This is a genomic window from Limimaricola hongkongensis DSM 17492, from assembly GCF_000600975.2.
GTDB classification, from domain to species: Bacteria; Pseudomonadota; Alphaproteobacteria; order Rhodobacterales; family Rhodobacteraceae; genus Limimaricola; species Limimaricola hongkongensis.
The window spans coordinates 213,578-235,037 of the sequence record NZ_KK088652.1 but is presented as its reverse complement, the minus strand read 5'-3'; the positions used below and the strand labels follow the sequence as shown (position 1 = coordinate 235,037).

Below are 21,460 nucleotides of genomic sequence, written 5' to 3'. Positions count from 1 at the left end.
CTCAGCGCCGCGCCGCCGCTTCGGGGGCGGCGCGGGCCAGCCGGTCGCGGTCGGGGCCGAAATCTATCGCCGCGCGGCCCCGCGCCATCGCCTCGCCTGCCATGTCATGCGCCGCCGAAGCGATGGCGGCATCGGGATGGCGTTGCAGCGCGGCGAGCGCCTTGAGCATCGCGACCAGCACCTCGACCTGCGCCGCGCCGTCGCGGGCCATGGCGCCGAACCCGTCCTGCATCAGGTCGCGCGGCGCCAGTGGCACCACCCAGAGCCGGTCGTGGATCGCCTCCTCGCGGCCATGCCCGATCTCGTCGCGATACGACCCGATCACCCGGCCGATCCGACCGATCACGTCGATCGCGGTGCCCGGGTCGTTGATACCCGCCGACAGCGCCTTGGAGCCGATCTCCGACAGCATGATGAGCCCGAAGCGCGGATCCTGCTCGGCGGTGCGCAGCTCGCCCATATGGATGGCGGCACGCACCGCCTCTTCCAGCGCGTCGCCGCCCCCGAGGATATGCGCGATCGGTTCGCCCTCATGCACGAAGCGGCCGACCGGCGCGTCAACATAGACCTGCCCGCCCTGCTCTTCCGCCGCCTTTTGCAGGCTGTCCTCGTAGATCGCCTGCACATAGGCGGTGCGCCTGGCGCGGATGGGCCGCGCGGCCGCCGGAATGTCGCCGGGGTCGAGCGCATGACCGCCAAGGCAGGGCCGCTCCATTCGCGCGCGAAAGCTGCGCAGCGCCTCGCGTTCGATCCGGGCGGTGGTATCGACGAGACTGCCGAGCGCCTGCAGATGCAGGATCCAGCGCAGGATCACGAAGACGATCAGCACCAGCACCGCCAGCGTCGCGAGATAGAGCGTCACCACCTCCTTTTCGCCGTAATAGGGCGTCGACAGCAGGATGATCGCGGCCAGAGAGTAGATATAGGCGCCGATGAAGGTGGCGAGCACGGTCTGCGTCGTCGTGTCGGCGAGCAGCATCCGGTGCGCCCGCGGCGTCCATTTCGACGAGGCCGACTGGTGCACGCTCACCATCACCGACAGCGAGAAGGTCGTGACCGCCAGCATCGAGGTCGAAATGATGTCGAGCAGCCGGTTCAGCGCGTCCGCGCCGATCATCTCCGACAGCCCGTCCGGGATCATCGGCCCGAACAGCTTGGCCGCCCCCAGCGCCACGAAGGCCAGACCGGAGATCAGCGTCACGCGGACCCACAGGCGGCGTGACAGGCGGTGGATCTTGCGCAGTATGGTGACGAACATCGGCCTCTTTTTCCGTTCCGGAGCGGCCTGACCGATCCTTGGCACCCGACGCGTCAGCCCTTAGGGGGCAGGCACGTCCCCGATCAACGCCCGGCCCTGAAAGGAAGTTGCACGTGTTTCCTCTGTTGATCCTTGCCGCGGGCGCCTCGGCGCGGATGCGCGGCGCCGACAAGCTGGCGACCGAGATCGACGGCGTGCCGCTGTTGCGCCGCCAGACCATGGCGGCGATCGCGGCGGGGGCGCGGGTCTTCGTCGCGCTGCGGCCCGGTGATGCGCGCGCAAAGCTGATCGCGGGGCTCGACGCGGTGGCGCTGCCGGTCGCTTCGAGCGCCGAGGGCATGGGCGGCACGCTGCGCGGCGGCGTGGCGCGACTGCCGCTGGCGCGGCGCTTCGGGGTGATGCCCGCCGACCTGCCCGATCTCGACGCCGCGGCCATCGCGCGGGTGATCGACGCGGCGGCGCGCGACGATGGGCACCTCGTCTGGCGCGGCGCTTCGGCGCGGGGCCGCGTCGGCCACCCGCTGTTCTGCGACGCCGCGCTGCGACCGCGCTTTGCCGCGCTGTCCGGGGATCAGGGAGGGCGTGGCGCGCTTGCCCCCTATCGCGGGAAAACCCGTCTGGTGGCATTGCCGGGCAACGCCGCGACCCGCGACCTCGACACGCCGGAGGATTGGGCGGCATGGGGCGCCATGCAGGCCATGAAAAAGGGCGGAAGGATCTGATCCCCCGCCCGGCCAGCTGGTTAAACTCTCGGGCGCGGGGCGCCCGTGTGCTCAGACCACCATCAGACGCGCCTCGTGGCGCTTGAGCGATTTGCGGGCTGCGCGATAACCGTCGATGCCCTGCCGCTCGCGCAGCTCGGGGAACAGGCCGAAGATCTCGTCGCGCTGGGTCGCGCCGATCCCCTTGAGCGTATGGTCACCGGGCTGGAAGCTTTCGGTCCAGGCGCCGTTCGACAGCACCACCTCGTGACGGTCGAACATGAAGTGGATGTAGCTGGTGCGCATCACGTCGATCTCGTGGATGCCCTTCGATCCGACGAGATGCTTGGCCGCGGCCAGCACCTCGCTGTCTCCGAAGCAAAGCTGGGCACGCGCGCCCGACAGCAGCACCCGGTGGTTGGGCGAGACCATCATGTCGCGCTCGGGCAAGCCGCCCCCCAGCGCGCCCGCGCGGATCATCACCGGCTTGAGATGCGGGCTGGTCAGGAACTGCGCCGGGCCGACCTCCTTGTGACCGACCCAGCGGATTTCCTGGATGCCGTTGTCGCGGGTGATGATCCGGTCGCCCTCGCGCAGCTCCTCGACCAGCCGTTCGCCGCGCGGCGTGGCAACCACGGTGCCCGGCGTGAAGCAGGGCACGACGTTCTCGATTTCCTCGAAGCGCAGGGTCGAGCCGTCCTTGAAGTGGACGATGCCGTCTTCGCGGTCGTCGGAGGTGTATTCGATCCGGTCGACATCGGCGCCGTCGAGGTCGAGCGTGTCGTAATCGTCGCCGCCCTCGCCGCCGACCACCCGGTCGCCGCCATTGCCGCCCCGGAAGGTGTCGCGGTCGTCATCGCCGAACAGCTTGTCGACGCCCTGCCCGCCGATGATCGTGTCATTGCCCGCACCGCCATGTACGATGTCGTCGTCGATGCCGCCGTCGAGCGTGTCGTCGCCGGCGCCGCCGAAGAGGGTGTCGTCATCGTCCTGGCCGAGGATGGTGTCGTTGCCATCACCGCCGAACAGCGTGTCGCGGCCATTGTCGGTAACGAGATCGCCCGCGTCGTCGCGGATGTTGAGCCAGTCGGGCAGGCTCGGGTCCAATCCGCCGATGATCGTGTCATCGCCCGCGCCGCCATAGATGGTGTCGTTGCCCTCGCCACCGATCAGGTGGTCGTCGCCCGCGCCGCCATCGACGCGGTCGTCATCGATGCCCGCGTCGATCCGGTCGGCGCCGGTGCCGCCATAGACGGTGTCGCGATCGTCGCCGGTGTGGATCCGATCATCGCCCGCGCCGCCATAGACGGTGTCGCGATCGTCATGGATATCCTGGTCCCGGGCCAGCCCGGGATAGGGGTTGTCGAAACGGTCGAGGTCGGCCTCGCGGTCGCCGTCGCTCGCATCGATGACGTCGTCGCCATCGCCGCCATAGATCTCGTCACTGCCCGCGCCGCCCGAGATGTCGTCATCACCCTGCCCGCCATGGACGAGATCGTCGCCCAGCCCGGCGCGCACCGTGTCGTCGCCGCCATAAGCCTCGATCCGGTCGTCATCGGGGGCATCGTCGCCAAGGATCGCATCGCCATTGTCGACGCGGTCGCCATCGGGATCGCCCTCATAGGCGAGGTCGATCATGTCGGCGCCTGCCATGCCCTCGACGATGCCGTCGGGGCCCTTGGGGCAGCTTACGTTCAGGGCGACCTGCGCGCTGTCGGTGCCGCCCCGGTCGTCGCTGATGGCATAGTCGATGACGACATCGCCGGTGAAGCCCGGCTCGGGCGTGTAGCGCAGCGTGCCGTCGTCCTGGATCTCCACCGTGCCGCGGCTCACGCTGGCGGAGGTGACGCGCAGCGGATCGCCATCGGGGTCGTCGTCATTGTCGAGCACGTCGATCGTCACGGCCATGTTCTGCGCGGTGCTGGCGCTGTCGTCCTGCGCGACGGGGGCGTTGTTGCCCTGCGGATCCTTCAGGAACCGTTCGATGTCATGGAAATCGAGCCGCTCGCCGGTGGGCTGCATGTTCTCGTCGAGAAACTGGACCCAGCCGCTGGACCCGTTGCCGTCATCGTCGGAAACGATGTCCTTGTAATAGATATTGCCCATGCCGCGCAGATCGAGCGTGTCGAGATCGTCGCTGCCGCCATCCCCGCCGCCATAGACCGCGCCACCACGGCCGGGGGTGAAGGTGTCGGCGCCGTCGCCGCCATAGAGCGTGTCATGCGCATCGCCCGAAAGCCGGTCGTCGCCCGCACCGCCATAGACCGTGTCGGTCCCGCCGCCGCCATCGAGCGTGTCGTTGCCCGCGCCGCCGAACAGCGTCTCGTCCTCCGCCCCGCCGGTCCGGGTGTCGTCGCCGGGGGTTCCGTCGATCCGCTTGTTCGCCATCACTCGTCTCCTTCACAGCGGGCGCAGGGCCCGGCATTCGTTCGGTCCGGCCTTGCCCACCCCGCCGCAGGGCGGGTGGATGCCTTTGGCGTCGATTTGGGCAGCGCGCCTTGTCGATGTCCTGCTGTTTCCCCCCACGGGTCGCATGCAGATCCTTGGTACCCCGATCGTCTCGGGCTTGGCTCATAAATATCCCGCACCGCGCGGGCGACAAAGGGAAAAGTGTCCGAAACATGGTGCATGGCAGGCGCTTACCGGCAAAACCGGCACAGCCCGGCGACCCTGTCCCGGCAGATTATGCGAAAAATGGAAACACGAAATTTATGGATCGGCGGAAAACCCGTGAAAATCCACCAGAACGGGCCGGTCTCGCCCCTTCATTATCCCGCCCCGAGGAACAAACAGGCGCACGCCACTCCCACAAGAACGCCGCGCCCCCGCCCCAATTCCGACATGATCCACGTTGCGCCGACCTGACCAGTCGGCGCGAGGCCCCGAGATTGTGCGCAAACGGCGCATAGACCGCCGCCCTGCCTCAGCCGCCAAAGCCGCGCGAACCGGTCCCGGTGCGCGCGGCGCCGAAACCGCCGGTGCGGTTCACGGTGGCGCGGGTCATCGGCGCGGCGGAGCGGGTCACCGGCCCGGCCTTGAACGCATTCTGCGACAGCGTCGTGCTGCCGCGCGCGTTGTTGAGCACCGTCCCGCCGGGGGTGGCGAACCCGCCCGAGGAGCGGCCGTAAAAGGGCTGCGCCATGGCACCGCGCCCGCCGAGCATATTGCCCAGAAGATACCCCGCCATCAGCGGCAGGAACACCGACCCGCCGCCGCCGGGACGCTCTTCGACCATGCATTCGCCGCCATGCTCGGCTTCGCACAGCGCCTCCTCGTCATAGCGCGGCGCGGTCTCGACATGCGCCTCGAGCGCCTCGCCGAAGCCCTGCTCGCAGCTTTCCTCGGTCACCCATGTCCCCGGCCCGGCGGCGGCTTCGAGACAGGCGTCGAGCGTCGGAAAGGCGGCGGAGGGCACCTCCTCCTCGCGGCAGGCGGCGAGGCTGAAAGCGGCGGCACCGAGCAGCGCGATGCGAACGTGGCGCGACCGCTTGCGCGATGGGGTCGGGGTCGGGGCTGTGGTCATGCGGGTCTCCTCCTCGCGCCGGCTCAGGCGCGGATGAAATGCGGCTTGAAGCGGCTCAGGTCGCGGGTGATGCGGCCACGATCCTCGCGCAGGCCCATCGACACGCAAGCTTCGCCCACGATCCAGGCGCCCACAACCGGGTGCATGCCGTCGAAGACGGGCAGCGGGTGATAGGCCTGCAGGATCGTGGCGTGACCGTCATAGCTCCGGTCGGGCGCGCGCTCGCCCCCGTCGGGGGTCACGATGTCCACGCTCGCGCCTTCGCGCGAAAAGAGCGGCTTGCGGACATGGCCCTGCGCCAGCGCGGCGCGGGCGGCCGGGGTGTCGGCCTCGTCCTCGAAATAGGCGGGCAGCAGGTTCGGGTGTCCCTCGTTGAGCTGCCACAGCACCGGCAGGATGCCCTTGTTCGACAGGACCGCCTTCCATGGCGGTTCCAGAAAACGGCAGCGCGCGCCGGGCAGCGCCTCGGCGAAATCGTCGCGCAGCATGTCCTCCCACGGGTAGAGCTTGAACATCGCGCCGATCACCCGGCCCTCGCCATCGGCGAACTGTCCCGCATCGGTCAGCCCGATCTCGGGAATGGGCGCGAAATGGGCGCCAAGCCCCGCCTCGCGCGCCGCCCAGGCCATGTATTCGGTGGTGGCGTAATCTTCCGCGTCGTCGGGGAAGCAGGCGAAATGCAGGTCGGTGTCGGGCGCGAAGATCTCCGCCAGCCGCGCGACCAGCGCCTCGTGCAGCCCGTTGAACTGGTCCGATCCTTCTGGCAGCGCGCCCGACGCCACCATGTCCTCGAGCCATTGCCACTGGAACGCCGCGCTTTCATACAGCGCGGTCGGCGTGTCGGCGTTGTATTCGAGCATCTTGGCGGGGCCGTCGCCGTCATGTGCAAGGTCGAACCGGCCATAAAGCTCGGGCTCCCCCGCTTCCCAGCTTTCGATCACGAAGGGGCGCAGATCGCGCGGAATCGACAGCCGCTCCATCAACGCGTCCGAACGCAGCACGTGCCCCACCGCCTCGCGGCACATCCCGTGCAGCTCGGTGGCGGGATCCTCGATCATGGTCTCGACCTCGTCGAGATCGAAGGCATAGACGGTCTCTTCGTCCCAATAGGGCTCGCCATGCATGTGGTGAAAGGTAAAGCCCGCCTCGCGGGCCTTGTCCTCGAAATCGGGCCGGGTGCCCGTGGCGATACGTTGCATGATCTGTCCTCCGCGGCGCTTGGGCGCGCATGGCCGACCTAGCGCGCGCGGCGCGCATGGGCCAGCCCCGGGGGGCGGCATATGCCGCGAAGGGGTAAAAATGAGCTGGTGCCGGTGGGGGGACTCGAACCCCCACGCCTTGTGGGCGGCGGATTTTGAATCCGCTGCGTCTACCATTCCGCCACACCGGCACGCCAGATCCGCATAGACCGGGCGCGCGGGGCCGTCAACGCGGTCAGATGCGATCGGCCGCGAAGGTGTCGCAGGCAGAAAGGCTGGCCTGCTCGTAGCCGGTGGCGAACCAGCGCTGGCGCTGTTCGGAGGTGCCGTGGGTGAAACTGTCGGGCCGCACCACGCGCCCCGCCTCGCGCTGCAGCGTGTCATCGCCGATCCGAGCGGCGGCGTTCATCGCCTCCTCGATGTCGCCGGGCTCGATCGCGCCGAACATCGCCTCGGCCCGCCGCGCCCAGATCCCTGACAGGCAATCGGCCTGAAGCTCGATCCGCACCGACAGCGCGTTCGAGGTCGCCTCGTCGCTGCGCTGGCGGAGGGCGTTGACCTCGGACAGTATGCCAAGCTCCTGCTGCACGTGATGCGCCACCTCATGCGCCACGACATAGGCGGCGGCGAAATCGCCGCGCGCGCCGAGCTGCCGCTCCAGCGTCGTGAAGAAATCGGTGTCGAGGAAGATCCGTTCCTCGGGCGGGCAATAGAACGGCCCCGTCGCGGCGGAGGCGCCGCCACAGGCCGACTGCGTGGCCCCCTTGAACAGCACCAGCTCGGCCGGGTCATAGCTTTGGCCCAGCTCGCTGGCAAAGATGTCGGTCCAGATCTCCTCGGTATCGGCGAGGGTGACGGAGACGAACTGCGCCGCCTCTTCGTCGGCGGCGGTGATCTCGCCGCCGCCACCGCCCTGCATGCGCCCGTCATCCAGAAGCGGCGTCAGGTCGACCCCGAGGAAATAGCCGACCACGACCACGGCCAGCAGGCCGAACCCGCCTGCCCCGCCGATGGCGACGCCGCGCCCGCGTCCGCCCGCGCGGCGCCTGTCGATGATATTGCCGCTGCCACGGCGTCCGCGCCACTTCATGCCACCGATCCTTTCGACAGGCGATTGCCCGGTTGACCCCGCGGCGGGGCCGTGGTCCTGAAGAGTTGACGTTTCACAGGTGATCCGGGTTCCATGCTGCGCCGTATTTACGACATGACGATCTCTCTGGCGGCGCATCGCCACGCGCTGCCCGCGCTCGGCGCGGTGAGCTTTGCCGAATCATCGGTCTTTCCCATCCCGCCGGACGCGTTGATGATCCCGATGATCCTCGCGCGGCCGCGCCGGGCATGGCTGATCGCGCTGGTCTGCACGTTGGCCTCGGTCGCCGGCGCGCTCCTGGGCTACTGGATCGGCGCGGCGCTGTTCGAAACCGTGGGCCAATGGGTGCTCGACCTCTACGGCAAGGCCGAGAAGTTCGAGGAATTCCGCCTGCGCTACAACGACTGGGGCGCATGGGCGGTGCTGATCGCCGGCGTCACGCCCTTTCCCTTCAAGGTGATCACCATCGCCTCTGGCGTGACGGGGCTGTCGCTGCCGATCTTCATCCTGTCGTCGATCATCGCGCGGGCGGCGCGGTTCTTTCTCGTGGCGGCGATCCTGCGCCGCTTCGGCGATCCGGCGCGCGATTTCATCGAGCGGCGGCTGGGGCTGGTTTTCACGCTGTTCTGCGCCATGCTCTTCGCCGGGTTCTACGCGACGAGGTACCTGTGAGCCGCAAGCTGACCCTGCTTCTCGCCACGCTCGGCTCCGCCGCGCTTCTGGGCGGGGCCTTCGTCTTTCAGGCCCTTGGCTACCCGCCCTGCGCCATGTGCATCTGGCAGCGCTGGCCGCATGGCATCGCCATCGCGATCGGCCTGATCGCGCTGGTGCTGCCGGGCCGCGCCCTGCCGGCCCTGGGCGCGCTCGCGGCGGCCACGACGGCCGCGATCGGTGTGTTTCACAGCGGGGTCGAGCGCGGCTGGTGGGAAGGCCCTTCAAGCTGCACCGGCACGGGCCAGGGGCTCGGCGCGCTGTCAGGGAGCGACCTGCTGTCGACCGACGGGCCGGTGCTCGTGATGTGCGACGTGGTCAGCTGGGAGCTGGTCGGCCTGTCGATGGCGAGCTGGAACGCGCTGCTTTCGGCGGGGCTGGTGCTCTTGTGGGTCTCGGCACTGCGCCGCAGCTAGCCGGGCGACCCGAGGAAACCCCTTCCCCCCCGCTTCTCCCCGCGTCATGATCCGCGCATGACAGATTGCATCCTTATCGGCGCCCCGGTGGATTGCGGCAAGCGACGCCGCGGCTGCCTCATGGGCCCTGACGCCTACCGTACCGCCGGTCTTGCCGAGGCGCTCGCCTCGCTCGGCCACGGAGTGACCGACATCGGCAACGTCGCCCCCGACCGGGTCGAGGTGGCGCCGCCGCGCAACGCCGCCGTGCACGAGCTCGCGCTCAATGTCGGCTGGACCGCCGCCTTGATGCGGGCCGCGCGCGAACAGGCCCCGAACGGCTTTCCGATCTTCATGGGCGGCGACCATGCGCTGTCGCTCGGTTCGGTCGCCGGCATGGCCGCGCATGCCAAGGAGATCGACCGCCCGCTCTTCGTGCTCTGGCTCGACGCGCATAGCGATTTCCACACCCCTGACAGCACCTCCACCGGCAACCTGCACGGCACGCCGCTGGGCTACGTGACGGGCCGCGAAGGTTTTGACGCCTTCCCGCCCCTGCCCGCCACCGTTCCGGTCAGCCAGGTCGGCATGATCGGCCTGCGCAGCGTCGACCCCGAAGAGCGCGCAGCGCTCGAGGATGGCGAGGCGACGCTGGTGGACATGCGGATGATCGACGAGATCGGCATCGCCAAACCGCTGTCGGAGTTTCTCGCCAAGGTTGAGGCGGCAAACGGCATCCTGCACGTCTCGCTCGACGTCGATTTCCTCGACCCCGCCGCGGCGCCCGCCGTGGGCACCACCGTGCCGGGCGGCGCGACGGTGCGCGAGGCGCATCTGGCGATGGAAATGCTGTCGGATTCGGGTCTCGTCGGCTCGCTCGACCTGGTGGAGCTGAACCCGTCCCTCGACGAGCGGGGCCGCACCGCCGCGCTGATGGTCGAGCTGGCGGCCTCGCTGATGGGGCGCCGGGTGTTCGACCGCCCGACGCCGCGCGGCGCCTGAACGACCTTGTTCCGCAAATACGCCGGGGGTCCGGGGGCCGCGCCCCCGGACCCCCGGCGCATCGCTCAATGATAGTGAAACTCGCCGGTCACGTTGCGCCATTCGCCGGGCGCGATCAGCTTGCGGTGGCTGAAGCGCACCGAATGCAGCGGCCCTTCGATCTCGTCCTGCCAGAACGCGATGAATTCGAACAGCCTGGGGTGATCCGGGGCAAGGTCGTAGTCCTGCCAGACATAGCTGTTGAGCACGTGCCGATAGTCGGGCATCCGGTAGAAAAGCTCGGCCGTGGTGAGCCCGTATCCCCTGAGCATCAGCTCGGTTTCGGAGGGCTCTGGCGTCGGGGATCGCGGCATGGTCCGGCTCCTGCGTGACGCGCGGCCTTGACCGCGCCCTTCGATTCCATCAAAAACCCATGAAAAGTCAATTATCACAGCTTGTTAGCCACCATGCTCGGCGGCTGCCAGCCGCGGGCGGCATCGCGTGTTGCGCCCCATATGGCGCGGGTGCTATAGGTTTGGCTCACAATATATAGCAGTCACAAGACAGCAGGCTTCCCCTCGTGAGCGACATTCCCGACACACCCGAGACCGACGATTCCATGCCCGAGCGCCCCGTGCCTTCCGGCCCCACGGTCTCCATCGTCGAGGAGATGAAGACGTCTTATCTCGATTACGCGATGAGCGTGATCGTCAGCCGCGCGATCCCCGATCTGCGCGACGGGCTGAAGCCCGTGCACCGGCGCATTCTCTATGCCATGCACGAGACCGGCAATTCCCATGACAAGCCCTATCGCAAATCGGCCCGCCCCGTCGGCGACGTGATGGGCAAGTATCACCCGCATGGCGATAGCGCGATCTACGACGCGCTGGTGCGGATGGCGCAGGATTTCTCCATGTCGCTGCCGCTTCTCGACGGCCAGGGCAATTTCGGCTCCATGGACGGCGACAACGCCGCGGCCATGCGCTATACCGAGGTCCGCATGGACCGCCCCGCGGCGTTTCTCTTGTCGGATATCGACAAGGACACGATCGATTTTCAGGACAACTACGACGGCAAGGATCGCGAGCCGACGGTCCTGCCCGCGCGGTTTCCGAACATGCTGGTCAACGGCGCGGGCGGCATCGCCGTCGGCATGGCGACCAACATCCCGCCGCACAATCTGGGCGAAGTCATCGACGCCTGTCTCGCGCTGATCGACGATCCTGACCTGTCCTCCGAGGGGCTGATGGAGTTCGTGCCCGGCCCCGATTTTCCGACCGGCGGTCTGATGCTGGGCCGCTCGGGCGCGCGCAAGGCCTATCTCGAAGGGCGCGGCTCGGTGATCATCCGCGCCAAGACCCATGTCGAGGAGCTGCGCCGCGACCGCTATGCGATCGTCGTCGACGAGATCCCCTACCAGGTGAACAAGGCGTCGATGATCGACCGCATCGCCGAGGCCGCCCGCGACAAGCGGATCGAGGGCATCGCCCATGTGCAGGACGAAAGCGACCGCAACGGCGTGCGCGTGGTGGTCGAGCTCAAGCGCGACGCGACCCCGGACGTTGTGCTCAACCAGCTGTTCCGCTTCACGCCGATGCAGACCTCGTTCGGCTGCAACATGCTCGCGCTAAATGGCGGCCGCCCCGAGACGCTAACGCTGCGCGGCTTTCTCACCGCCTTCCTCGATTTCCGCGAGGATGCGATCGCCCGGCGCACGGCGTTCCTGCTCAGGAAGGCGCGCGAGCGCAGCCACATCCTGTGCGGTCTCGCCGTCGCCGTGTCCAATGTCGACGAGGTCGTCGCCACGATCCGCGCCTCGGCGGATGCCGCGGATGCGCGCGAAAAGCTGATGACGCGCAACTGGCCCGCGCATGAGATCATCGAATACATCAAGCTGATCGACGACCCGCTCCACCCGGTGAACGAGGACGGCACCTACAACCTGTCCGAGGCGCAGGCCCGCGCGATCCTCGAGCTGCGGCTGCAGCGCCTGACCCAGATCGGCGTGCAGGAAGTGACGGACGAGCTGCAGGAGCTGGCCGAGAAGATCCGCGATTACCTCGACATCCTGTCCTCGCGCGAGCGCATCCTGACGATCATCCGCGAGGAGCTGGCCGAGGTGCGCGATCTCTTCGCCGTGCCGCGCCGCACCGAGATCGTCGACTGGGCCGGCGACATGGAAGACGAGGACCTCATCGAGCGCGAGGATATGGTCGTCACCGTGACCCAGGGCGGCTACATCAAGCGCACGCCGCTGGCCGAGTTCCGCTCCCAGCGGCGCGGCGGCAAGGGCCTCGGCTCCATGCAGACCAAGGAGGACGACGTCGTCACCTCGCTCTTCGTGGCGAACACGCATGACCAGATGCTGTTCTTCACGACCGAGGGCATGGTCTACAAGCTGAAATGCTGGCGGCTTCCCTTGGGCAGCCGCACCGCGCGCGGCAAGGCGATCGTCAACATCCTGCCGATCCCCACGGGCGTCTCGATCGCGGCGATCATGCCGGTCGACCGCCCCGAGGAGGAATGGTCCGACCTGCAGATCGTGTTTGCCACGAGCGCGGGCGACGTGCGCCGCAACGCGCTGTCGGATTTCACCAACGTCATGCGCAACGGCAAGATCGCGATGAAGCTGCCCGAGGATGTGAGCCTCGTGAACGCGCGCATCGCGTCCGAGGATGACGACGTGATGCTGGTCACGGATTCGGGCCGCGCGATCCGTTTCCGCACCACCGATGTCCGGGTGTTCCAGGGCCGCAGCTCGACCGGCGTGCGCGGCATCCGGTTGGCGGCGGACGACCATGTCGTGTCGATGGCCGTGATCCCGCATTTCGAGGCCGAGGCCTCGGAGCGCGCGGCTTACCTCAAGATGCGCCGCGCGATGGCGGGGATCGCCGACGACGCCGAGACCGAAGAGGACGACGAGGGCGTCGCCGCCGGCGCGCTTAGCCCCGAACGCTATGCCGAGATGTCGGCCTCCGAGACTCTGATCCTCACCATCTCGGCGCGCGGCACCGGCAAGCTGTCGTCGAGCCACGACTATCCCGTGCGCGGGCGCGGCGGCATGGGCGTTGGCGCGACCGACAAGGCGATGCGCGCCGGCCCGATCGTCTCGGCCTTCCCGGTCGAGACCGGCGACCAGATCATGCTGGTGACCTCCGCCGGCCAATCGATCCGGGTGCCGGTGGACGGCATCTCCTTCCGCTCCCGCTCGGCGGGCGGGGTAAAGGTGTTCGACACCGGGCGCGGCGAAGAGGTCGTCTCGGTGGCGCGGATCGCCGATCAGGGCGACGCGGTGGAGGCGGTCGAGGCCGCAGCCCCCGAGCCCGGCCCGGAGGCCGACGACGCCGAATAAGATCCAAAAGCCCCGTCCGCTTCGCCGGACGGGGCTTTTCTTTGGCCCCGTCCCCGCCTATCTGGGCGCCATGACAGAACCTCTTCATATCGTCGGCGGCGGCATGGCCGGCTCCGAAGCCGCATGGCAGGCCGCGAATGCCGGCATTCCCGTGATCCTGCATGAAATGCGGCCCAAGGTGGAAACCTTCGCGCACCGGACCGGCGATCTCGCCGAGATGGTCTGTTCCAATTCGTTCCGGTCGGATGATGACGAGCAGAACGCGGTGGGGCTGCTGCATTGGGAAATGCGCGCGGCGAACGGACTCATCATGCAGACCGCCGACCGGCACCGCCTTCCCGCTGGCGGCGCGCTGGCGGTCGACCGCGATCCCTTTGCCGCCGACGTCACCGCGCGGCTCAAGGCGCATCCGAACATCACCGTCAGCTACGACGAAGTGACCGAGCTGCCCGAGACCGGGCGCTGGATCTTCGCCACCGGCCCGCTGACCTCGCCCGCGCTGGCCGAGGCGATTTCGGCCGTGACCGGCACCGGGGCGCTGGCCTTCTTCGACGCCATCGCGCCGATCGTCTATGCCGAGAGCATCGACATGTCTAAGGCGTGGCGCCAATCGCGCTATGACAAGGGCGAGACCGAAGAAGAGCGCACCGCCTACATCAACTGCCCGATGACCAAGGACCAGCACGAAGCCTTCATCGACGCGCTTCTGGCCTCGGACAAGGCCGAGTTCCACGAAGGCGAGACAGCGGGCTATTTCGACGGCTGCCTGCCGATCGAGGTGATGGCCGAGCGCGGGCGCGAAACGCTGCGCCACGGGCCGATGAAGCCGGTGGGCCTGACCAACCCGCATGACCCGGAAAACAAGCCCTACGCCGTGGTGCAGCTCAGGCGCGACAACAAGCTCGGGACGCTCTACAACATCGTCGGCTTCCAGACCAAGATGAAGTACGGCGCGCAAGCGGATGTTTTCCGTATGATTCCCGGCCTTGAAGACGCCCGCTTCGCGCGGCTCGGCGGCATCCACCGCAACACCTTCCTCAACAGCCCGACGCTGCTCGACGGGCAGATGCGGCTGCGCGCCCGGCCCAATATAAGGTTCGCGGGCCAGGTCACGGGCGTCGAAGGCTATGTCGAGAGTGCTGCGATGGGTCTGCTTGCAGGCCGTCTCGCCGCCGCCGAAATCCTTGGCGGCGCGGTGCCCGCCGTGCCGCAGACCACCGCGATGGGTGCGCTCGTGACCCACATCACTGGCGGCGCAGAGGCCAAGACCTTTCAGCCAATGAACGTCAATTTCGGCCTTTTCCCACCGCTCGAAGGCATGCGCGGCGGTCGGCGCGGGCGCAAGGACCGCTACAAGGGCTATACCGACCGGGCCAAGCAGGATTGGCGCGACTGGCTCGCGGCGCAGGAGACGACCGACGCCTGAGACGATGACGGCGGGTCTTGCCGCCTTGGCGGCGAGACCACATCTGTAAGGCGACCCAATCGGAACGGATTCTGAATGCTCTATATTCTCGCGCTTCTTCTGCCGCCCGTCGCCATCATGTTGACGGGCCGCGTGATCCTCGGTCTCGTGGTGCTGGTGATCTGGTTCCCGGCGATCCTGATTTCGGGCGGGCTCGGCCACCCGATCTTCATCCTGCTGGCCTGGCTGATCATCCACCAAAGCGCGGTCAAGCGCGGCTGAATGCGCATCACCCGCTTTGCGCCGTCGCCCACGGGGCCGCTGCATCTCGGCCACGCCTTTTCGGCGCTGACGGCTCATGCCCGGGCCGAGGGTGGGACCTTCCTGCTTCGGATCGAGGATATCGACCGGCAGCGGTCGAAGCCCGAATGGGAACGGCGCATCCATGACGACCTGCGTTGGCTCGGGCTCGACTGGCCCGAACCGGTGCTGCGTCAATCCGACCGGCTGCCCGCTTACCGGGCGGCGCTGACCCGTCTGTGGAGCGATGGGCTGCTCTACCCCTGCGGCTGCAACCGGCGCGACATACTCGAAGCGGCATCGGCACCGCAGGAAGGCGGCCCCCGCTTCGGGCCGGACGGGATGATCTATCCCGGCACCTGCCGGGGACGCGACCGGACGGGGCCGCTTCCCGAGGCTGTCCCGCTCAGGCTCGACCTTGCCCGCGCGGCCACCCGGATCGACGGGCCGCTGCGCTGGACAGAAACCGGCGAGGAGGCCGGCCCGCGCGAGATCGCGCCGGGCACGCTGATCGACGACATCGGCGACCCGGTGCTGTCGCGCCGCGACATGGGGACGTCCTATCACCTCGCCGTGGTGATCGACGATGCGCATCAGGGCGTGACCGAAGTGGTCCGGGGCCGCGATCTGGCCGAGGCGACGCCGCTGCATGTCCTCTTGCAGCGGCTGCTGGGGCTGAGCGTGCCCGCATTTCACCATCACCGGCTGATCCGGGACGACACGGGACGTCGATTGGCCAAGCGCGACGACGCGCGCGCCATTGGCCTGTATCGCGACGAAGGGGCGAGCCCGGCCGACATCCGCAGGATGGTCGGCCTCTAGGCCACTTTGTTCTTCAAATACGCAAATCCGGCGCCGCCGCCCTCACGTCATCGGCTTGGCGATCTCGACCTCGTCGCCCTGCCGCACCGCCGTGTAAAAGCAGTTGCGCCGCCCGGTATGGCAGGCCGGCCCGGACTGTTCGACCTGCAAGAGCAGGCAGTCGCGGTCGCAATCAAGACGCATCTCGACCAACACCTGCTGGTTGCCCGAAGTCGCCCCCTTTTCCCAGAACTCCTGCCGCGAGCGCGACCAGTAGGTCACGCGGCCCGAAGCAAGCGTCTTCTCGATCGAGGCCGCGTTCATCCAGGCCATCATCAGCACCTCCCCGGTGGCCGCCTCCTGGGCGATGGCGGGAATGAGGCCGTTGGCGTCATAGCGAAGCGTCTTGGGGTCGAACATCGGCACAAACCTTTTGCATCCCGTGGCATCGCGCCTATCTAGAGGGACGACATCGAAGAGGCAAACATGACCGATCGCGCCAGCGGCGAAACCGACCTGATCAAGCTGTATTCGAAGCGCATCCTCGCCCTGACGACGGAGATGCCGCTGACCGAACGGCTCGCGGCGCCCGACGCCACGGTGCGCCGCCGCGCGCCGCTTTGCGGCTCGACCGTGACGGTGGACATGACGGTCGAAGATGGCCGTGTCACCGGCTACGGGCAGGACGTGAAGGCCTGCGCGCTCGGACAGGCGGCGGCGGCGATCGTCGGCGGTGCGGTGATCGGGCGCGATCACGGCGAGCTTGCCCGCGGGCGCGACCAGCTGCGCGCAATGCTGGCCGAAGGCGGCCCGGTGCCGGAGGCGCCCTTCGACGGGTTCGAGGTGCTCGTGCCCGCGCGCGAATACCGCAACCGCCATGCGTCGATCCTGCTGGCGATCGAGGCCGCGACGCAGGCGCTCGAAGAAGCGCAGGCAGGCCAGCGCGCGGCGATCTGAACACCTGACGATCCGATGAAAAAACCGCCGCGCATCCCGCGAGGGATGGCGGCGGCACAGGCGGGATCCCCTGGGGGTCCGGTCATCCGCCGGAGCGTGGCTCCGGGCGGCGGACGGGCAATCCGCCGCGATGACCCGCGGGACTGGGCTGCGGCGACCGGCAAGGGATCCGGGCAGATCAGATCAGGCCGGGCAGCCACAATCCGACGATCAACAGGACCGCGAGAGACGCCGCGCCCAGCGCGTCGGCGACGAGGGTGTCGCGAGAGCGGTGCACAACCAGTTTGAGTTCCCGTGCCATCCGCGTCTCCTCTCTCCATGCTCCTGTTGCCGCTTTGTTCCCATATGGGGCGCGACCTGTAAAGAACTTTATGAGAACACTTGCCCCAATCAAGCCCAGCGCCCTATTCTGAAATGATAAATTTCTAGCCGACCGAGATCAGCCGGATCGCCCTGTCCTGTTCCATCAGCCAAAGGAGAACACGTGCGGAACGTCCGCGTGCCCCCTCCAGCGCGGGATCGATGGTCAGCAGCGTGCGCGCATCGCTTTGGGCCAGCGCCATGAGCCCGGCATGGCGTTCCAGATCGGCGATGCGGAATCGCGGCAGGCCGGATTGCGCGGTGCCGATCACATCGCCCGCACCGCGCATCGCGAGGTCTTCCTCGGAGATACGGAAGCCGTCTTCGGTCTCGCGCATGATCTCCAGCCTGCGCCGGGCGGTTTCGCCCAAGGGCGGCTGGTACATCAGCAGGCAGGTCGACTTGGCGCTGCCACGCCCGACGCGTCCCCGAAGCTGGTGCAGCTGCGCCAGTCCGAAATTCTCGGCCCGCTCGATCACCATGATCGAGGCGGCGGGCACGTTGACCCCCACTTCGATGACGGTGGTGGCGACAAGCACCTTGGTCTCGCCCGCGACGAAACGGGCCATCGCGGCGTCCTTGTCGGCGGGGGGCAGCTGCCCGTGCACGAGCCCGACGGCGTCTTCGCCCAAGCTCGCGCGGAGCCGCTTGAACCGCTCCTCGGCGGCGGTCATGTCGGAGACCTCGCTCTCCTCGACCAGAGGACAGACCCAGTAGGCCTGACGCCCCTCGGCGATGGCGGCGCGCAGCTTCTCGACCACCTCTCCCAGCCGTTCGGTGGAGACGAGCGCGGTGGTGATCGGCGAACGTCCGGGCGGCTTTTCGTCGAGCACGCTGACATCCATGTCGCCATACTGCGTGAGCGCGAGGCTGCGCGGGATCGGGGTGGCGGTCATCACCAGCACGTCGACGCCCCTTCCCTTGGCGCCAAGCTCCATCCGCTGTGCCACGCCAAAGCGGTGCTGCTCGTCGATGACGGCAAGGCGCAGGTCTTGAAAAACCACGTCCTTCTGGAACACGGCATGGGTGCCGACGAGGATCTGGATGCGCCCTTCTTCAAGCGCTTCGAGCTTGCGGCGTCTTTCGCTCCCCTTGTCGCGCCCGGTCAGAAGCTCGATCACCACGCCCGCGCTTTCGGCCAGAGGCTGCAACCCTTCGAGATGCTGCCGCGCGAGGATCTCGGTCGGGGCCATCATCACCCCCTGCCCGCCCGCCTCCACGGCCACCAGCAGCGCCATCAGCGCGACCAGCGTCTTGCCGGACCCCACATCCCCCTGCAGCAGCCGGTTCATGCGAGCCTCGCTCTCCATGTCCTTTGCGATCTCGTCCACGGCGCGGGCCTGCGCCCCGGTGGGCGCATAGGGCAGCGCGGCCAGCACACGCCCGCGATACCGCCTGTCCCCGATGCTCGACCGTCCGGGGGCGCGGCGCGCGGTGGTCCGGGCCAGCGCAAGCGTGATCTGGTGCGCGAGCAGCTCGTCATAAGCGAGCCGCAGGCGCGCGGGATGGGTGGGTGACAGATCGGCGAAGCCCTGCGGCGCGTGGGCCTGTTCCAGCGCCTCTCGCCATGACGGCCAGCCTTCGCGTTCGCGCAGACCGGGATCGATCCATTCCCCAAGCTCCGGCGCAAGGCCCAGCGCGGCGCGGGCGGCGCCGGTCATCTGCCTTTGGGTGATGCCATTCGACAGCGGGTAGACCGGTTCGAAGGCGAGGATCTCGGCCTCCTTCTCGATCGGCAGCACGTGGTCGGGGTGAACCATCTGCGCCAGCCCGTCGAACAGCTCCACCTTGCCCGACACGATCCGCCGCTCCCCGATGGGCAGCAGCCTTGGCACGTAATCCCCCCGCGCGTGAAAGAACACGATCTGGAACGCGGTTTCGGCATCCTCGACCGTGACGCGCCACGGCTTTCCCTTGGCGGGGGCCGGTTGATGGCGCACCACCTCCACCTCGACCGTCACCACGGCGGGCGGCACCACGTCGCGGATGCTCGGCTTGCGGGCCCGGTCGATCCCCGATTGCGGCAGGGTGAGCAGCACGTCGCGCGGCCGCGCCAGCCCCGCCGCCTCGAAGGCGGGGACGGTCTTGGGTCCGATCCCCTTCAGCTTCTGGATGTCCCCGAACAGCGGGAACAGGATCTCGGGGCGGCCTTTCACGCTCATGCGTCGCCGATCAGCGCAAGCCAGCCGTCCTCGTCCAGTACCTCGACGCCCAGAGCTTCGGCCTTGGCCGCCTTGGAGCCCGCGCCGGGACCGGCGACAAGAAGGTCGGTCTTGCCCGAGACCGAGCCCGCCACCTTGGCGCCGAGCTGTTCGGCGCGGGCCTTGGCCTCGGCGCGGGTCATTTTCTCCAGCGTGCCGGTAAACACGACGGTCTTGCCCGCCACGGGGCTGCCTTCGGTCTTGGGCTGCTCGGCGGGCTGGATGTCGAGCGCGGCCACGAGCCGATCGACGGAGCCACGCTCTCCCTCCTGGCTGAGCGAGGTCACGAGGCTGACCGCGACGGTGAAACCGATGCCGTCGATGCCGGTGATCTCGGCCCAGTTCGGGCTTTCGGGCAGCGCCTTCTTGCGGGCCTTGTCATCCTCGGCCTGCGCGGCGGGTTCGGTGGCCGCGGCATCCACGGCGGCGATCAGCGCATCCCAGGTGCCGAAATGCCGCGCCAGCACCTGTGCCGCCACCTCGCCCACATGGGCGATGCCGAGCCCGAAGACCATGCGCGCAAGCGGCACCCGGCGCGCCGTGTCGATCGCGTCGAACAGCGCATTGGCCGATTTCTCGCCCCAGCCGTCGCGGTTCTTGAGCTGCTGCATCCCTGTCCCGTAGCGTTCCCGCAGGGAGAAGATATCGGCAGGCTCGCGGATCCAGCCATCGCGGTGGAACTGTTCGACCTGCTTGGCGCCCATCCCGTCGATGTCAAAGGCGGCGCGGCTCACGAAATGGCGCAGCTTTTCGACCGCCTGCGCCGGGCAGACCAGCCCACCGGTGCAGCGGCGGATGGCGTCGCCCTCCTCGCGCGGGGCGGCGGAGCCGCATTCGGGGCAATGATCGGGGAACGTATAGGGAACACTGTCCTTGCCGCGCCGGGCCGGGTCGACATCGGCGATCTTGGGGATCACGTCGCCAGCGCGGTAGACCTGCACGCGGTCGCCTTCGCGGATATCGCGCCCCTCGCGGATCTCCATCCCCTTGGAATCGCGCCCGGCGATGTAATCCTCGTTGTGCAGCGTCGCGTTGGAGACCACCACGCCGCCCACCGTCACCGGCTTGAGCCGCGCCACAGGCGACAACGCACCGGTGCGGCCCACCTGGATCTCGATCTTCTCGAGCGTGGTCCAGGCCAGCTCGGCGGGAAACTTGTGCGCCAGCGCCCAGCGCGGCGTGGTCGAACGCATGCCCAGGCGCCGCTGGAACGACAGGTCGTCGACCTTGTAGACGACGCCGTCGATGTCATAGCCCAGATCGGCGCGCCGCGCCTCGATCTCGCGATAAGCCTCGACCATCTTTTCGGGCGTGTCGCAGCGCCGGGTCATCGGGTTGGTGCAAAAGCCCAAGCCCCGCAGCCGGGCGATCGCGTCGAACTGGTGCGTGGCCAGCGGCGCGGACAGCTCCCCCCAGGCATAGGCAAAGAACCTGAGAGGCCGCATCCGCGTGATCTCCGGGTCGAGTTGGCGCAGCGAACCCGCGGCGGCGTTGCGCGGGTTGGCGAATGTCTTGGAGCCGCGCTCGGCATGGCGGGCGTTGAGCGCGGCGAAATCGGCATGGCTCATATAGACCTCGCCGCGCACCTCCAACACCTCGGGCGCGTCGTCGAGCGTCTCGGGGATGTCGTCGATGGTGCGGGCATTGGCGGTGACATCCTCGCCCACCGCGCCGTCACCGCGCGTGGCCGCGCGCACCAAGCGACCGGCTTCGTAGCGCAACGACAGCGACAGCCCGTCGATCTTGGGCTCGGCGGTGAAATCGAGCGGTGCGCTTTCGACCAGGCCGAGAAACTTGCGCACCCGCATCGCGAACTCGGTCACCTCCTCGTCGGTGAAGGCATTTCCGAGCGACAGCATCCGCACCGCGTGCGGCACCTTGCCGAAACCTTCGGCAGGGGCAGCCCCCACCTGTTCGGTTGGGCTGTCCGCGCGCTTGAGCGCGGGAAAGCGCGCCTCGATCGCGGCGTTGCGCTGGCGCAGCGCGTCATAGGCCGCGTCGGTGATCTCGGGCGCGTCCTCGGCATGGTAGGCGATATTGGCCGCGCCGATCTCGGCGGCGAGCCGGTCAAGCTCCTTTCGGGCCTGAGCCTCGGTGAGTGCCGCGACCTCGATCGCCCGCAGGTGCTGTTCCGCCGTCAATGCCGTCTCCCGGTCCACGCCGCGGGCCGATCCGCCCGCGCGGCGAACTTAGAAGCCCGGCGCGATAGCGTCCAGATGCCGGGCG

19 protein-coding genes and 1 tRNA gene are annotated in these 21,460 nt (G+C 68.3%); 9 read left to right on the top strand and 11 right to left on the bottom strand.

The genetic code is table 11. The features are described 5' to 3' along the window. Nucleotide 1: 1 nt before the first annotated feature. The gene (locus tag LOKHON_RS09425) at nt 2-1,258 is read right to left on the bottom strand and encodes a DUF2254 domain-containing protein (RefSeq protein WP_017928592.1); all 1,257 of its coding nucleotides are present in this window, start codon (nt 1,256-1,258) and stop codon (nt 2-4) included. Between the two features lie 113 nt (nt 1,259-1,371). Between LOKHON_RS09425 and LOKHON_RS09420 the strand changes: the two genes are divergently transcribed. Beyond that, a complete protein-coding gene (locus tag LOKHON_RS09420) occupies nt 1,372-1,980 on the top strand; it encodes a nucleotidyltransferase family protein (protein ID WP_017928593.1) in 609 nt (202 codons plus the stop codon). Between the two features lie 51 nt (nt 1,981-2,031). Here the strand turns inward: LOKHON_RS09420 and LOKHON_RS09415 are convergent, their stop codons facing one another. The 5 genes from LOKHON_RS09415 to ypfJ all read right to left on the bottom strand — a co-directional run bounded on the left by LOKHON_RS09415 (nt 2,032) and on the right by ypfJ (nt 7,771). Next, nucleotides 2,032-4,347 (bottom strand): Hint domain-containing protein, encoded by a 2,316-nt coding sequence (locus LOKHON_RS09415; protein ID WP_017928594.1) that lies wholly within the window; start codon nt 4,345-4,347, stop codon nt 2,032-2,034. 535 nt (nt 4,348-4,882) lie between these two features. Then, nucleotides 4,883-5,482, bottom strand: a complete 600-nt coding sequence (locus tag LOKHON_RS09410; protein ID WP_017928595.1) for a DUF1190 domain-containing protein — start codon at nt 5,480-5,482, stop codon at nt 4,883-4,885. 23 nt (nt 5,483-5,505) lie between these two features. Continuing rightward, nucleotides 5,506-6,681 (bottom strand): glutathionylspermidine synthase family protein, encoded by a 1,176-nt coding sequence (locus LOKHON_RS09405; RefSeq protein ID WP_017928596.1) that lies wholly within the window; start codon nt 6,679-6,681, stop codon nt 5,506-5,508. 106 nt (nt 6,682-6,787) lie between these two features. Then, a tRNA-Leu gene (locus LOKHON_RS09400) sits at nt 6,788-6,872 on the bottom strand. 44 nt (nt 6,873-6,916) lie between these two features. Beyond that, the gene (gene ypfJ, locus LOKHON_RS09395) at nt 6,917-7,771 is read right to left on the bottom strand and encodes a KPN_02809 family neutral zinc metallopeptidase (RefSeq protein WP_017928597.1); all 855 of its coding nucleotides are present in this window, start codon (nt 7,769-7,771) and stop codon (nt 6,917-6,919) included. Nucleotides 7,772-7,864: 93 nt separating this feature from the next. Between ypfJ and LOKHON_RS09390 the strand changes: the two genes are divergently transcribed. From LOKHON_RS09390 to rocF, 3 genes are read left to right on the top strand one after another with little or no spacing between them, the layout of a single operon-like run. Then, nucleotides 7,865-8,443 carry a YqaA family protein gene (locus tag LOKHON_RS09390; protein ID WP_017928598.1) on the top strand — a complete coding sequence of 193 codons (579 nt, stop codon included), beginning with the start codon at nt 7,865-7,867 and terminating at the stop codon, nt 8,441-8,443. Beyond that, nucleotides 8,440-8,898, top strand: a complete 459-nt coding sequence (locus LOKHON_RS09385; protein WP_017928599.1) for a disulfide bond formation protein B — start codon at nt 8,440-8,442, stop codon at nt 8,896-8,898. The genes LOKHON_RS09390 and LOKHON_RS09385 overlap by 4 nt, the downstream gene beginning before the upstream one ends. Nucleotides 8,899-8,955: 57 nt before the next feature. Continuing rightward, entirely contained in the window at nt 8,956-9,879 is a 924-nt protein-coding gene (gene rocF / locus LOKHON_RS09380; protein WP_017928600.1) for an arginase, read from the top strand. A gap of 65 nt (nt 9,880-9,944) precedes the next feature. Here rocF and LOKHON_RS09375 read toward each other — a convergent pair whose 3' ends face one another. Further along, nucleotides 9,945-10,232 (bottom strand): usg protein, encoded by a 288-nt coding sequence (locus LOKHON_RS09375; RefSeq protein ID WP_017928601.1) that lies wholly within the window; start codon nt 10,230-10,232, stop codon nt 9,945-9,947. 206 nt (nt 10,233-10,438) lie between these two features. On the opposite strand from LOKHON_RS09375, the gene gyrA reads away from it, so the two are divergent. From gyrA to gluQRS, 4 genes are all read left to right on the top strand, one after another. After that, on the top strand, nt 10,439-13,210 hold the full coding sequence (gyrA, locus tag LOKHON_RS09370; RefSeq protein WP_017928602.1) for a DNA gyrase subunit A: 2,772 nt from the start codon (nt 10,439-10,441) through the stop codon (nt 13,208-13,210). A gap of 70 nt (nt 13,211-13,280) precedes the next feature. Next, the gene (gene trmFO / locus LOKHON_RS09365) at nt 13,281-14,636 is read left to right on the top strand and encodes a methylenetetrahydrofolate--tRNA-(uracil(54)-C(5))-methyltransferase (FADH(2)-oxidizing) TrmFO (protein WP_026147489.1); all 1,356 of its coding nucleotides are present in this window, start codon (nt 13,281-13,283) and stop codon (nt 14,634-14,636) included. A gap of 75 nt (nt 14,637-14,711) precedes the next feature. Further along, complete coding sequence (locus tag LOKHON_RS09360; protein ID WP_017928604.1) at nt 14,712-14,897, top strand: hypothetical protein; 186 nt, start codon at nt 14,712-14,714, stop codon at nt 14,895-14,897. Next, nucleotides 14,898-15,737, top strand: a complete 840-nt coding sequence (gene gluQRS / locus LOKHON_RS09355; RefSeq protein WP_017928605.1) for a tRNA glutamyl-Q(34) synthetase GluQRS — start codon at nt 14,898-14,900, stop codon at nt 15,735-15,737. Between the two features lie 42 nt (nt 15,738-15,779). Here gluQRS and hisI read toward each other — a convergent pair whose 3' ends face one another. Next, entirely contained in the window at nt 15,780-16,136 is a 357-nt protein-coding gene (gene hisI, locus LOKHON_RS09350) for a phosphoribosyl-AMP cyclohydrolase (protein WP_017928606.1), read from the bottom strand. Between the two features lie 66 nt (nt 16,137-16,202). Here hisI and LOKHON_RS09345 point away from each other — a divergent pair, with 66 nt between their 5' ends. Then, nucleotides 16,203-16,673: an iron-sulfur cluster assembly scaffold protein gene (locus LOKHON_RS09345; protein ID WP_017928607.1), complete on the top strand. Its 471-nt coding sequence runs from the start codon at nt 16,203-16,205 to the stop codon at nt 16,671-16,673. A 178-nt stretch (nt 16,674-16,851) separates the two neighbouring features. On the opposite strand, the gene LOKHON_RS16570 is transcribed toward LOKHON_RS09345, so the two are convergent. The 3 genes from LOKHON_RS16570 to ligA form a co-directional block, all read right to left on the bottom strand. After that, nucleotides 16,852-16,974 carry a hypothetical protein gene (locus LOKHON_RS16570; protein ID WP_017928608.1) on the bottom strand — a complete coding sequence of 41 codons (123 nt, stop codon included), beginning with the start codon at nt 16,972-16,974 and terminating at the stop codon, nt 16,852-16,854. 124 nt (nt 16,975-17,098) lie between these two features. Further along, nucleotides 17,099-19,195 (bottom strand): ATP-dependent DNA helicase RecG, encoded by a 2,097-nt coding sequence (gene recG, locus LOKHON_RS09340; RefSeq protein ID WP_017928609.1) that lies wholly within the window; start codon nt 19,193-19,195, stop codon nt 17,099-17,101. Further along, on the bottom strand, nt 19,192-21,375 hold the full coding sequence (gene ligA / locus LOKHON_RS09335) for an NAD-dependent DNA ligase LigA (protein WP_017928610.1): 2,184 nt from the start codon (nt 21,373-21,375) through the stop codon (nt 19,192-19,194). The genes recG and ligA overlap by 4 nt, the downstream gene beginning before the upstream one ends. Nucleotides 21,376-21,460: the final 85 nt, after the last annotated feature.

Coding starts and splice junctions, on each gene's coding strand:
- LOKHON_RS09360 (WP_017928604.1), top strand. CDS start 14,712: ATGCTCTATATTCTCGCGCTTCTTCTGCCGCCCGTCGCCATCATGTTG.
- LOKHON_RS16570 (WP_017928608.1), bottom strand. CDS start 16,974: ATGGCACGGGAACTCAAACTGGTTGTGCACCGCTCTCGCGACACCCTC.
- LOKHON_RS09425 (WP_017928592.1), bottom strand. CDS start 1,258: ATGTTCGTCACCATACTGCGCAAGATCCACCGCCTGTCACGCCGCCTG.
- rocF (WP_017928600.1), top strand. CDS start 8,956: ATGACAGATTGCATCCTTATCGGCGCCCCGGTGGATTGCGGCAAGCGA.
- LOKHON_RS09405 (WP_017928596.1), bottom strand. CDS start 6,681: ATGCAACGTATCGCCACGGGCACCCGGCCCGATTTCGAGGACAAGGCC.
- gluQRS (WP_017928605.1), top strand. CDS start 14,898: ATGCGCATCACCCGCTTTGCGCCGTCGCCCACGGGGCCGCTGCATCTC.
- LOKHON_RS09415 (WP_017928594.1), bottom strand. CDS start 4,347: ATGGCGAACAAGCGGATCGACGGAACCCCCGGCGACGACACCCGGACC.
- LOKHON_RS09410 (WP_017928595.1), bottom strand. CDS start 5,482: ATGACCACAGCCCCGACCCCGACCCCATCGCGCAAGCGGTCGCGCCAC.
- recG (WP_017928609.1), bottom strand. CDS start 19,195: ATGAGCGTGAAAGGCCGCCCCGAGATCCTGTTCCCGCTGTTCGGGGAC.
- trmFO (WP_026147489.1), top strand. CDS start 13,281: ATGACAGAACCTCTTCATATCGTCGGCGGCGGCATGGCCGGCTCCGAA.
- LOKHON_RS09375 (WP_017928601.1), bottom strand. CDS start 10,232: ATGCCGCGATCCCCGACGCCAGAGCCCTCCGAAACCGAGCTGATGCTC.
- LOKHON_RS09345 (WP_017928607.1), top strand. CDS start 16,203: ATGACCGATCGCGCCAGCGGCGAAACCGACCTGATCAAGCTGTATTCG.
- ypfJ (WP_017928597.1), bottom strand. CDS start 7,771: ATGAAGTGGCGCGGACGCCGTGGCAGCGGCAATATCATCGACAGGCGC.
- hisI (WP_017928606.1), bottom strand. CDS start 16,136: ATGTTCGACCCCAAGACGCTTCGCTATGACGCCAACGGCCTCATTCCC.
- LOKHON_RS09390 (WP_017928598.1), top strand. CDS start 7,865: ATGCTGCGCCGTATTTACGACATGACGATCTCTCTGGCGGCGCATCGC.